The 12,571-nt window shown below is 73.4% G+C and carries 9 protein-coding genes; 7 read left to right on the top strand and 2 right to left on the bottom strand.

Features of this window, described 5'->3' with window-relative positions:
* Positions 1-2: 2 nt before the first annotated feature.
* Positions 3-2,183, bottom strand: coding sequence for a molybdopterin oxidoreductase family protein (locus AC0665_RS07595; protein ID WP_478704601.1), 2,181 nt, complete (start codon positions 2,181-2,183; stop codon positions 3-5).
* Positions 2,184-2,576: 393 nt separating this feature from the next.
* On the opposite strand from AC0665_RS07595, the gene AC0665_RS07600 reads away from it, so the two are divergent.
* The 3 genes from AC0665_RS07600 to AC0665_RS07610 are packed head-to-tail and all read left to right on the top strand — an operon-like array spanning position 2,577 to position 6,130.
* Positions 2,577-4,097 (top strand): amino acid adenylation domain-containing protein, encoded by a 1,521-nt coding sequence (locus AC0665_RS07600; RefSeq protein WP_478704602.1) that lies wholly within the window; start codon positions 2,577-2,579, stop codon positions 4,095-4,097.
* Entirely contained in the window at positions 4,094-5,350 is a 1,257-nt protein-coding gene (locus AC0665_RS07605) for a ferredoxin reductase domain-containing protein (RefSeq protein ID WP_478704603.1), read from the top strand. Before AC0665_RS07600 ends, AC0665_RS07605 begins: the two co-directional genes overlap by 4 nt.
* Before the next feature lie 12 nt (positions 5,351-5,362).
* Positions 5,363-6,130: an enoyl-CoA hydratase-related protein gene (locus AC0665_RS07610; protein WP_478602407.1), complete on the top strand. Its 768-nt coding sequence runs from the start codon at positions 5,363-5,365 to the stop codon at positions 6,128-6,130.
* A 9-nt stretch (positions 6,131-6,139) separates the two neighbouring features.
* On the opposite strand, the gene AC0665_RS07615 is transcribed toward AC0665_RS07610, so the two are convergent.
* The gene (locus AC0665_RS07615) at positions 6,140-6,838 is read right to left on the bottom strand and encodes a SanA/YdcF family protein (RefSeq protein WP_478704604.1); all 699 of its coding nucleotides are present in this window, start codon (positions 6,836-6,838) and stop codon (positions 6,140-6,142) included.
* Positions 6,839-7,052: 214 nt separating this feature from the next.
* On the opposite strand from AC0665_RS07615, the gene AC0665_RS07620 reads away from it, so the two are divergent.
* The 4 genes from AC0665_RS07620 to dnaG all read left to right on the top strand — a co-directional run bounded on the left by AC0665_RS07620 (position 7,053) and on the right by dnaG (position 12,565).
* A complete protein-coding gene (locus tag AC0665_RS07620; RefSeq protein ID WP_468633854.1) occupies positions 7,053-7,820 on the top strand; it encodes a sirohydrochlorin chelatase in 768 nt (255 codons plus the stop codon).
* Between the two features lie 118 nt (positions 7,821-7,938).
* Positions 7,939-9,216 carry a deoxyguanosinetriphosphate triphosphohydrolase gene (locus AC0665_RS07625; RefSeq protein WP_468408836.1) on the top strand — a complete coding sequence of 426 codons (1,278 nt, stop codon included), beginning with the start codon at positions 7,939-7,941 and terminating at the stop codon, positions 9,214-9,216.
* A gap of 134 nt (positions 9,217-9,350) precedes the next feature.
* Complete coding sequence (locus AC0665_RS07630) at positions 9,351-10,616, top strand: NAD(P)/FAD-dependent oxidoreductase (protein ID WP_478704605.1); 1,266 nt, start codon at positions 9,351-9,353, stop codon at positions 10,614-10,616.
* Between the two features lie 29 nt (positions 10,617-10,645).
* Entirely contained in the window at positions 10,646-12,565 is a 1,920-nt protein-coding gene (gene dnaG / locus AC0665_RS07635) for a DNA primase (protein ID WP_468633860.1), read from the top strand.
* Positions 12,566-12,571: the final 6 nt, after the last annotated feature.

Raw genomic sequence — 12,571 nt, forward strand, 5'->3', positions numbered from 1 at the left:
TGCTACGGCCGCACCGCCTCCAGCCGCACCGCGCACGCCTTGAACTCCGGCATCCGCGACGTCGGATCGAGCGCGGGGTTGGTGAGGGTGTTGGCGCGTCCCTCGCCCGGCCAGTGGAAGGGCATGAAGACGGTGTCGGGCCGGATGGCGTTGGTGATCCTCGCGGGCGCCACGGCCCGGCCCCGCCGCGACACCACGGCGACCGGATCACCCTCGGCGGCGCCCAGCCGGGCCGCCAGCCGCGGGTGCAGCTCCACGAACGGCCCGGGCGCGGCGGCGTTCAGCTCCGCCACCCGCCGGGTCTGCGCCCCGGACTGGTACTGCGCCACGACCCGCCCGGTCGTGAGCAGCACGGGGTACTCGTCGTCGGGCTCCTCGGCGATCGCCCGGTGCGAGACCGCCACGAAGCGGGCCCGGCCGTCCGGCGTGGCGAAGCGGTCGAGGAAGAGGCGGGGCGTGCCCGGGTGGTGCGCGGCCGACGCCTCCCGGGCGGGGTCGTCGGGCAGCGGCGCGTCCAGCAGGGCGTCCTCGCCTCCCTCCGCCGCCTCCGGCGGGGCGGCCCCGTCCGGCTCCACCGTCGCCGGACAGGGCCAGAAGACCCCGTCCTCCTCCGCCAGCCTGCGGTAGGTGATCCCCGAGTAGTCCGCCGCCCCGCCCGCCGACGCCCGGCGCAGCTCCTCGAAGACCTCCTCCGGGTCCGTCGGGAAGCCCTTCTCCACGCCCAGGCGGGCGGCCAGTTCGTGCAGCACCTCCAGGTCGCTGCGGACACCGGCGGGCGGGGTGATCGCCCGGCGCCGCAGCAGCACCCTGCCCTCCAGACTGGTCGTCGTGCCCGTCTCCTCCGCCCACTGGGTGACCGGCAGCACCACGTCCGCGAGCGCCGCCGTCTCCGAGAGCACCACGTCACAGACCGCCAGGAAGTCCAGTGACCTGATGCGCTCCTCGATGTGCGCGGCCCGCGGCGCCGACACCACCGGGTTGGACGCCATCAGCAGCAGGGACCTGATGTCGGTCCCCAGCGCGTCCAGCAGCTCGTACGCGCTGCGCCCCGGGCCGGGCAGGCTGTCCGGGTCCACCCCCCACACCTCGGCGACGTGCGCCCGGGCCGCCGGGTCGTCGAGCTTGCGGTAGCCCGGCAACTGGTCGGCCTTCTGCCCGTGTTCGCGGCCGCCCTGCCCGTTGCCCTGCCCGGTCAGACAGCCGTACCCGGACAGCGGGCGGCCCGGCCGGCCGGTCGCCAGACACAGGTTGATCCACGCGCCCACCGTGTCCGTGCCCTTGGACTGCTGCTCGGGCCCCCGGGCGGTGAGCACCATCGCCGACTCCGGCTCGCAGAACATCCGGACGGTCTGGCGGAGTTGAGGAACGGACACCCCCGTGATCCGCTCCACGTACTCCGGCCAGTGCGCCATCGCCGCCGCCCGCGCGTCCTCCCAGCCGGCGGTGCGCTCCCGGACGTACTCCTCGTCCACCCGCCCCTCGGCGATCACCAGGTGCAGCAGGCCCAGAGCGAGGGCCAGGTCCGTGCCCGGCCGGGGCGCCAGGTGCAGGTCCGCCTGCTCGGCCGTCCTGGTGCGGCGCGGATCGATCACGATCAGCGTGCCGCCGTTCTCCTTCAGCTCGGTGAAGAACCGCAGCGAGGGCGGCATGGTCTCCGCGAGGTTCGACCCGACCAGGATCACGCAGCCCGTCTTCGGGATGTCCTCCAGCGGGAAGGGCAGCCCCCGGTCGAGCCCGAACGCCTTGATGCCGGCGGCCGCCGCCGACGACATGCAGAAACGGCCGTTGTAGTCGATCTGGGACGTGCCGAGCACGACCCGCGCGAACTTGCCGAGCGCGTACGCCTTCTCGTTCGTCAGCCCGCCCCCGCCGAACACCCCGACCGCGTCCGGCCCGTGCTCGGCGCGCGTGCGGCCCAGCCCCGCGGCGATCCGGTGCAGTGCCCGGTCCCAGGTGGCCGGCACCAGCGCGCCGTCCTCGTCACGCACCAACGGGGAGGTCAGACGCACGCCGGGCGCCAGGACCGCCGCGGCCGTCCGGCCCTTGCCGCACAGCGCGCCCCGGTTCACCGGGAAGTCCGCGCGCTCGCCCACCTCGACGGTCCCGTCCGGCGCGGGCGTCAGGTTCATCCCGCACTGCAGGGCGCAGTACGGGCAGTGCGTGGGCGTCGCGGTGTTCTGCATGCCCTTCAGCGTGCGTCGGCCGTGTTACGCCCGGGACGGTTCCCTGTTACGCGGCCGGGACGGCAACCTCCCCGCCGCCGCCCCGCCCGCGTGAGGCAGGAGCACGCTGCCCGCTCAGGCACAGGCCCACCCTCCTACAGGTCGCCGCCGACCGGCACGGACGTTGCCTCTGGGACCAAGAACGCCACATGTGGCTCATTGCGTTCCTTTCTTGGCCGGTCCGACCTAGTTGAGTGTTGAAGCAGCCGCACTACGCTCTCGCTACGCGCAGCGCTCGCACGACTCCGCACGGCGTTCGACACCCGGGCATGCCCGCCGCTCACGGCAGCATCCACCCGCGGCCGGCCCGCAGGTGGCAATCCGACCTCGAAACAGCCAGGAGGCCACCCGACCATGCCTCTGCGCCACTTGACCCCCCGCGACCAGCGGCTCTTCCGGCAGTACGGCCGGGGACCCACCGTCCCCGTCCCCGACCCGCTCCTGCACCACGCCATAGCCCGGCACGCCACGGCCCGCCCGCACGCCGTGGCCGCCGAGCACCAGGGCGCCCGCATCACCTACGGCGAACTCGACCGGCGCGCCGGAACCCTCGCCGCCCGCCTGGTCCACGAGGGTGTCCGCCCCGGCGACCACGTCGGCCTGTTCGTCCGCCGTTCCATCCCGATGCTGGTCGGCCTGCTCGGCATCCTGAAGGCCGGCGCCGCCTACGTCCCGCAGGACATCGCTCTCGCGCCCCCGGCCCAGCTCACCCACGTCATCCGCACCGCCCGCACCCGGGTCGTCCTCGCCCTCGCCGAGCACGCCCCGCGCGTGCCGCTGCCGGACGGCCGACTGCTGCTCCCGCTCGACGAGCCGCTGCCGTACGCCCCGCCCCCGCACGTCCGCGTCACCGGCGACGACGGCGCCTACGTCCTGTTCACCTCCGGCACCACCGGCCGCCCCAACGGGGTGAAGGTCACCCACCGCAACGTCGCCAACCTCCTGTTCACCGCCCCGGGCGGCCTCGGCGTCCGGCCCGGCGACCGGGTCGCCCAGCTCCTCAACATCGCCTTCGACATGGCCGCCTGGGAGATCCTCGGCTGCCTCACCCAGGGCGGCACGCTCGTCATCCGCGGCAAGAGCCTCGCCGCGGCGGCCCGCACGGCGGACGTGCTCGTCGCGACGCCGACCGTGCTGTCCGGCCTCGACCCGGCCGCCTGCCCGCGGGTGCGCACCGTCGCCGTCGCGGGGGAGCCCTGCCCGCGCCCGCTGGCCGACCGATGGGCCCGGCAGGCCGCCTTCTTCAACGGCTGCGGCCCGACGGAGACGACGATCGTCAACACCATGAGCCGCCACGACCCGCACGCCCCGCTGCTCACCATCGGCCGCCCCACCCCCAACAACACGGTCTACGTCCTCGACGCCGACCGCCGCCCCGTGCCCATCGGCGAACCCGGCGAGATGTGGGCCGGCGGCGACGGCGTCTCGGCCGGCTACCTCGGCGACGACGCCCTCAACGCCGAGCGCTACGCCCCCGACCCGTTCCTGGGCGGCGGCCGCCGCATGTTCCGCACCCGCGACCTCGGCCGCTGGACACCCGAAGGCGAGCTGGAGCACCTCGGCCGCACCGACGACCAGGTCAAGGTGCGCGGCTTCCGCGTCGAACTGGACTCCGTCTCCGCCGTCCTGGAGTCCGCCGCCGGCTGCACCCGGGCCGTCACCCTGAAGCGCGACGCCCGCACCCTGGTCTCCTTCGTCTGCCCGGCGGACGTCGACCCGGACGCGGCCCGCCGCGCGGTCGCGCACGCCCTGCCGTACTACTGCGTCCCCGAACAGATCCTGCCGCTGGCCGTCCTGCCCGAGACCGACCGCGGCAAGGTCGACAAACAGGCGCTGCTGCGCATGATCGAGGAGCGCGTGGCGGTGGCGCGATGACCACGTCCCCTCCCCGCGACCAGCACGCCACCGGCGGACTCCCGCCGCTCCTGCCGGGCCCCCGCCGCCTGCTCAAGCACCCCCGCCTGATGCACTACAACCGCCTGGCGGCCCTGGTCCTGCTCGCCAACGCGGCCTTCATGGCGGCCGCTTGGCCCCTGGCCGCGCCGACCCTCGGGCACGCGGCCCTGGCCAACCTCGCCCTCGCCGTCGTCGTACGCCAGCAGTACGTCATCAACGCGCTGTTCCGGCTGGCGACCTCGGCACCGACGAGCTGGCCGCTGCGGATCCGCTGGACGCTCGGCAAGGTGTACCACTTCGGCGGACTGCACGTCGGCGGGGCGCTGGCCGGGACGGCCTGGTTCCTGGCGCTGACGATCACGACGCCCGACGGCCCCCGCACGGCCGTCGGCTGGACACTGATCGCCCTCCTCACGCTCGTCGTGGCCACCGCCCTGCCGCCCTTCCGCTCCCGCCACCACGACCGGTTCGAGAAGATCCACCGCTTCGGCGGCTGGGCGGCCCTGGCCCTGTTCTGGACCCACACCCTGCTGTCGTCACCGGGCCCCTGGGAGGTCGGTGTGCTGACGGTGATCACCTTCAGCGTCGCCCTGCCCTGGCTGCGGCTGCGCAAGGTGGACGTCCGCCTCGAACGCCCCTCCTCCCACGTCGTGCTGGCCCGCTTCGACCACGGCGAGACCCCCTTCGCCGGCTCCTCCACCGCGATCAGCCGCAACCCGCTGAAGGAATGGCACTCCTTCGCCAACGTCCCCACCCCCGGCGAGCCGGGCTTCCGGCTCACGATCTCCCGTGCCGGCGACTGGACCGGCGCCTTCATCGACGACCTGCCCGAGCGGGTGTGGGTCAAAGGCATCACCACGGCCGGCGTCGCCAACATCGAGGTCCTGTTCACCAAGGTCGTCTACGTCGCCACCGGCAGCGGCATCGGCCCCTGCCTGCCCCACCTGCTCGCCGCGCAGGTGCCCTCCCGGCTGGTCTGGGCGACCCGTGACCCCCGCGCGACCTACGGCGACGCCCTGGTCGACGAGATCCTCGCCGTCCAGCCGGACGCCCTGATCCACGACACCTCCCGGCACGGCAAGCCCGACATGGTGCGCCTGGCCCATGAGGCCTTCCGGGACTTCGGCGCCGAGGCGGTCATCTGCATCTCCAACAAGAAACTGACCTGGCAGGTGGTCCACGGCCTGGAACGGCGGGGGATTCCCGCGTACGGCGCGATCTGGGACTCGTAGAAGGGGATGTCCATGAACAACCTGAAGCTGGAACGGCACGGCCGGGTGGTGACCGTGCGTCTGCACCGCCCGCACGTACGCAACGCGCTCAGCTCACAGCTGCTGTCCGAACTCCTCGGCGCCGTGCGCCCGTTGGACGCGGACCCCGAGGTCGGCTGCTTCGTCGTCACCGGTTCGGACACGGTCTTCGCTGCGGGCGCCGACATCAAGGAGATGGCGGGGAAGTCGGCCGTCGACATGGCGGCCGAGGACTACTTCGCCGACTGGGAGGAGTTCGCCGACCTCCGCACCCCGAAGATCGCCGCCGTCAACGGCCACGCTCTGGGCGGCGGTTGTGAGCTTGCCATGATGTGCGACCTGGTCGTCGCGGGGGAGTCGGCGGTCTTCGGCCAGCCGGAGATCAAGCTGGGCGTGATCCCCGGCATCGGCGGCACCCAGCGGCTGACCCGGCTCGTCGGCCGGGCGAAGGCGATGGACCTGATCCTCACGGGCCGCACCATGGACGCGCGGGAGGCTGGACGCTGCGGTCTCGTCTCCCGTGTGGTCCCCGACGAACGGGTGCTGCCCGAGGCCCTCGAAGCGGCGGCGGCGATCGCCTCCTACGGCCGCGCGGCGGTCAGGGCCGCCCGCGAGTGCGTCGACCGGGCCCTGGAAACCGGCCTGCGCGACGGGGTCCGCTTCGAACGCCGCGTGTTCCACGCCCTGTTCGCCACCGACGACCAGAAGGAGGGGATGGCGGCGTTCCTGGAGAAGCGCACGCCGCGCTTCGACGGACGCTGACGGGGCCGGTCACCGGAGAGGGTCTTCGGCTGCCGCCAAGGCCCTCTCCACCCCCGGCTCCCGCGGCCCGAGGAACCGCGGATCCGGCCGGAACACCGCGTCCACGGCGGCCTTCCCGGCGGCGAGGATCTCCCGGGCACCCCCGTAGTACCAGGTCGCGTCGTGCACCGCGTCCACCCCGACGCCGTACGAGGAGATCCCCGCCGCCTCGCACAGCGCCACCGCCCGCCGGATGTGGAAGCCCTGGCTGATCAGCACGGCCTCGTTCACCCCGAAGATCCGCTTGGCGCGCACGCAGGAGTCCCAGGTGTCGAACCCCGCGTAGTCGCTGACGATCCGCCCGTCGGGCACCCCGTGGCGCGTGAGATACACGCGCATCGCGTCCGGCTCGTCGTAGTCCTCGCGGCTGTTGTCCCCGGTGACGAGCACCACCTTCACCCGCCCCTGCCGGTACAGCTTCGCCGCCGCGTCCAGCCGGTGCGCGAGGTACGGCGAGGGCTCCCCCTGCCACAACCCGGCTCCGAACACCACGGCCACGTCGGTACGCGGCACGTCCGCCGCCGTCCGCAGCCGGTCGCCCGCCACGGTGTACATCCACGTCGCCGGAAGCAGCGCGAGCACGCACCCGGCCATCACGGCCCGCACCAGCCTGCGCTGCCCGCGCCGGCTCCGCGGCAGCCGCGGCCGGCGCAACGTCACACCACGCATCGGACGCTCCCTCCCCAGGTCGGCCCCTCGACAGTCAGGGACGTGCTCCCGGGCCGCCCGGTTCATCCGCCTTCGCGTGACCAGCTTCACCCCGTTCCAGGAAACCGCAGCTCACGCCACCTCACACACCCCCCGTCCCGCATCGTGAACCGCCGGAAAACACCCGTGACGCCCAGGCAACGGGAAGGCAACGTGGCGCCGCGACCATCGGAGCATGCCCAGTCAGCTCACCCTCGTCCCGCCGCCCGCCCCGCGCCGCCCGGCCCCGCCCGCCCTCGTGGTCGTGGCCCACGGCAGCCGCGACCCCCGCGCGCTGAGCACCGTGAGCGCGCTCCTCGACCGGGTCCGGGCCCTGCGCCCCGACGTGCCGGTGCACCTGGGCCACATCGAACTCAACGCCCCCCTGCTCCCCGACACGCTCGCCGCCCTCGGCGACAGCGAGGCGGTCCTCGTCCCCCTCCTGCTCAGCCGCGGCTACCACGTCAAGCAGGACATCCCCGAGATGGCCGCCGCCTCCCCGGCCCGCACCCTTCTGGCGGCCCCCCTGGGCCCCCACCCCCTCCTGGTCGACACGCTCCAGGCCCGCCTGACGGAGGCCGGCTGGGGCACGACCCCCCGCCGCACCAGCGCGGTGGTCCTCGCCGCCGCGGGCTCCCGCGACCCGGACGCCAGAACGGACACCGCCCGCACGGCCCACCTCCTGGCGTCCCGCCTCGGCGTCCCGGTCGTCCCGGCCTACGCCTCGGCGGCGACCCCGACGGTCGAGACGGCCGTCCGCACCCTCCTGGCCAGGGGCCGCCGCCACATAGCCCTGGCGTCCTGCTTCACGGCCCCGGGCCGCTTCGCCACGGAGTGCGCCCGCAAGGCCCCCTGGATAGCGGCGGCCCCCCTGGGCACCCACCCGGCGATGGCCCGGCTCCTCCTCCACCGCTACGACGAGGCTCTGGCACGCGCGGCCTCCAGGGAATTGGCCTCAGCCTGATATCGGGGGAGCGGGGCCATGCCCCCAGGGGCGCGGGGAACCGCGCGACCAGCCAAAAACCACCCGCACACACCCCACAACAGAACCCGGCACACGCGTTGGCGCTTACTGTCGAGCCATGGACGGCACCGCACAACACCCCCCCGCCTACGACCCGACGTCAGTCGACCGCTGGGCCCATGAACCCGACAAACGCCCCGGCCGCACCGCGTTCCAACGCGACCGGGCCCGGGTCTTGCACTCCGCCGCCCTGCGACGCCTCGCCGGCAAGACCCAGGTGGTGACGCCCGGCAGCCTCGGCCCCGCCTGGGACGCCAGCCCCCGCACGCGCCTCACCCACTCCCTCGAATGCGCCCAGGTCGGCCGCGAGCTCGGCGCGGCCCTCGGCTGCGACCCGGACCTCGTGGAAGCGGCCTGCCTCTCGCACGACCTGGGACACCCGCCCTTCGGGCACAACGGCGAGCAGGCCCTCAACGAGTTCGCGGCCGACTGCGGCGGCTTCGAGGGCAACGCCCAGTCCCTCAGGCTCCTCACCCGCATCGAGCCCAAGCGGTTCACCCCCGAGGGCTCCGTCGGCCTCAACCTCACCCGCGCCACACTGGACGCCGCGACGAAGTACCCCTGGCCCCGCGGCGCCCACCCGACCGACCCGGCCTCGCGCAAGTTCGGTGTCTACGAGGACGACCGCCCGGTCTTCGACTGGCTCCGCAAGGACGCCCCCGGCACCCGCACCTGCTTCGAGGCGCAGGTCATGGACTGGTCCGACGACGTGGCCTACTCGGTGCACGACGTGGAGGACGGCCTGCACGCCGGCCACATCGACCCCAACTGCCTGCACGCCGACCCCGAACGACGGGACGTCTTCCAGGTCGCCCTCGGCCGCTACGTCCCCGACGGCACCGACCCGGCCGAGCTCTCCGAGGCCCTGGACCGGCTCCTCGCCCAGGAGTGGTGGCCGCACGGCTACGACGGCACCGCCGTCGCACAGGCCCGGCTGAAGGACGCCACCAGCCAGCTCATCGGCCGCTTCTGCCTGGCCGCCGAGACCGCGACCCGCGCCGCGTACGGCGACGGGCGGCTCACCCGGTACTCCGCCGAGCTCGTCGTCCCGCGCGAGACCCGGATGGAGTGCGCCGTCCTCAAGGCGGTCGCCGACCTCTACGTCATGCAGCGCGCCGAGCAGGAGCGGCTGCGCGCCGACCAGCGGATCGTCGTCGCCGAACTGGCCGAGGCGCTCACCGCCCGCGCCCCGGACGGCCTGGACCCGCAGTTCCGCTCCCTGTTCGACCGGGCGGCGGACGACAGGGCGCGCAAACGGGTGATCGTCGACCAGATCGCCTCCCTCACCGACCTCTCCGCCCGTTCGCTTCACGCCCGTCTGACAGGGCAGGGGTGAGACTGACGCGACGGGCGGGACGTGAGCACCCCCGTATGTGACCCTCCGTGGCCTGATCGGGTCACTCCCTCTTCCCGCATCACGCTCCGTGCGGGACGCTCGCAAGTGGCGACACCCTGACGAGGAGGCACCAAGTGGTCGACGCGGATCAGACATTCGTCATCGTCGGAGGCGGACTGGCCGGCGCCAAGGCGGCCGAGACGCTCCGCGCGGAGGGCTTCACCGGCCGCGTGATACTGATCTGCGACGAACGCGACCACCCCTACGAGCGCCCGCCGCTGTCCAAGGGCTACCTCCTCGGCAAGGAGGAACGCGACAGCGTCTTCGTGCACGAACCCGCCTGGTACGCGGCGCACGACATCGAGCTGCACCTCGGCCAGACCGTCGACCGGATCGACCGTACGGCGAAGACGGTCCGCTTCGGCGAGGACGGCACCGTCGTCCGCTACGACAAGCTGCTCCTGGCGACCGGCGCCGAACCCCGCCGCCTCGACATCCCGGGCACGGACCTGGCGGGCGTGCACCACCTGCGCCGCCTCGCCCACGCCGAGCGCCTCAAACACGTCCTGACCAACCTGGGCCGGGACAACGGCCACCTCGTCATCGCCGGCGCCGGCTGGATCGGCCTGGAGGTGGCGGCGGCCGCCCGCGAGTACGGCGCGGAGGTCACCGTCGTCGAGCACGGGCCGACCCCGCTGCACGGCGTGCTGGGCCCGGAGCTCGGCGCCCTCTTCGCCGACCTGCACCGTGAGCACGGGGTGCGCTTCCACTTCGGCCGGCGGCTGACGGAGATCGTCGGCCAGGACGGCATGGTCCTCGCGGCCCGCACCGACGACGGCGAGGAGCACCCGGCGCACGACGTGCTGGCGGCGATCGGCGCGGCCCCGCGCACCCACCTCGCGGAGGCGGCGGGCCTGGAGACCGCGGACCGGGCCCACGGCGGCGGCATCGTCGTCGACGAGGGGCTGCGCACCTCCGACCCGGACGTCTACGCCGCCGGTGACGTCGTCTCCTTCCCGCACACCCTCTTCGGCACGCGCGTGCGCGTCGAGCACTGGGCCAACGCCCTCAACGGCGGTCCGGCGGCCGCCCGCTCCATGCTGGGCCGGGACGTCACGTACGACCGGGTGCCCTACTTCTTCTCCGACCAGTACGACCTGGGCATGGAGTACTCCGGCTGGGCGCCCGCGGGCGCCTACGACCAGGTGGTGATCCGCGGGGACGCCGGCAAGCGCGAGTTCATCGCGTTCTGGGTGAAGGAGGGCCGGGTGCTGGCCGGGATGAACGTGAACGTGTGGGACGTCACGGACACGATCCAGCGCCTGATCCGGTCCAGGGCCCGGGTGGACACCGAGTCCCTGGCGGACCCGCACGTACCGCTGGAAAGCCTCGCACCGTAGGTGTCGGTCCGTCCCCGTAGAATTCACGCGTGGCAGGACGGATCAACGACGAGGACGTGAAGGCGGTACGGGACGCGGTCCCGATCGACGCCGTGGTGTCCGAGTACCTCCAGCTGCGCAACGCGGGCGGCGGAAACCTCAAGGGTCTGTGCCCCTTCCACGACGAGAAGTCGCCGTCCTTCCAGGTCAGCCCGAGCAAGGGGTTCTTCCACTGCTTCGGCTGCCAGGAGGGCGGCGACACCATCACGTTCGTGATGAAGATCGACCACCTCACCTTCTCGGAGGCGGTCGAGCGCCTGGCCGGTCAGGCGGGCATCACCCTGCGCTACGAGGAGGGCGGCTACAACCCCTCCCACCAGCGCGGCGAGCGGATCCGCCTGGTCGAGGCCCACAAGATCGCCGCCGACTGGTACGTGGAGCAGCTCGCGACCAGCCCGGAGGCCGACACCGGACGCCAGTTCCTCGCCGAGCGCGGCTTCGACCAGGCCGCCGCCCAGCACTTCTCCGTCGGCTACAGCCCCCAGGGCTGGGACCACCTCACCCGCTTCCTGCGGGGCAAGGGCTTCAGCGACAAGGAGATCCTGCTCTCCGGTCTCGCCCAGGAGGGCCGCCGCGGCCCCATCGACCGCTTCCGCGGCCGGCTGATGTGGCCCATCCGCGACATCGGCGGTGACGTCGTCGGCTTCGGCGCCCGCAAGCTCTACGAGTCGGACAACGGCCCCAAGTACCTCAACACACCCGACACGGCGATCTACAAGAAGTCCCAGGTCCTCTATGGCATCGACCTGGCGAAGAAGGACATCGCCAAGGCGTCCCGCGCGGTCGTCGTCGAGGGCTACACCGACGTCATGGCCTGCCACCTCGCCGGTGTGACGACCGCCATCGCCACCTGCGGCACCGCCTTCGGCACCGACCACATCAAGATCCTGCGCCGCCTCCTGATGGACAACGGCTCGGCGCGGGTCATCTTCACCTTCGACGGCGACGCCGCCGGCCAGAAGGCGGCCCTGCGCGCCTTCGAGGACGACCAGAAGTTCGCCGCCGAGACGTACATCGCCATCGCCCCGGACGGCATGGACCCCTGCGACCTGCGCCTGGCCAAGGGCGACGAGGCCGTCGCCGACCTGGTCGAGCCCCGCACCCCGCTCTTCGAGTTCGCGCTGCGCCAGATCGTGAGCCGCTACGACCTCGACACCCCGGCCGGCCGCGCCTCCGCGCTGGACGAGGCCGCCCCGATCGTCGCCCGCATCAAGAACAGCGGCGCCCAGCACGAGGTCGCCGTGCAGCTCGCCGGCATGCTCGGCATCCTCGACACCCAGTTCGTGGTCAAGCGGGTGGCGCAGCTGGCCCGCTGGGCCCGCGACCGCGGCGGCAAGGGCCCGGCCCCCGAGCGGCACCAGCAGGGACAGCAGTACGCCGGCCCGTCCCGGCCTGCCACCTCGCGGGGCCCGGCCCTGAACCTGCGCAACCCGGTCTTCGCCACCGAGCGCGAACTGCTCAAACTCGCCCTCCAGCGCCCCGAGTTGGTCTCCCCGGCCTTCGACGCCTACGGCGTGGACGAGTTCACCGCCCCGCCCTACGCCGCCGTCCGCCAGGCCATCCAGGACGCGGGCGGCGCCGAACCGGGCGTCGCGGACCCCCAGGGCTACCTGGTCCGGGTCCGTGAGGCCGCCCCGGACGACGCGGTCCGCGCGATGGTGACGGAGCTGGCCGTCGAGGCGATCATGCTGCACAAGGGCGTGAAGGGCGTCGACGAAACCTACGCGGGCGCCCAGTTGGTGACGGTGCGCCGCCGGGCCGTCGAGCGCCGCATCCGCGACATCACGGGCCGGCTCACCCGCCTGGGCAACCACGGCGACCCGGCCGAGCTCGCCGCCGTGCAGAACGAACTGTGGGTCCTCCAGCAGTACGACCAGAGCCTGCGAGAGCACGGCGCCGCCGCGCTCTGACCCCGG

This window comes from Streptomyces sp. NPDC043685 (assembly GCF_056436585.1).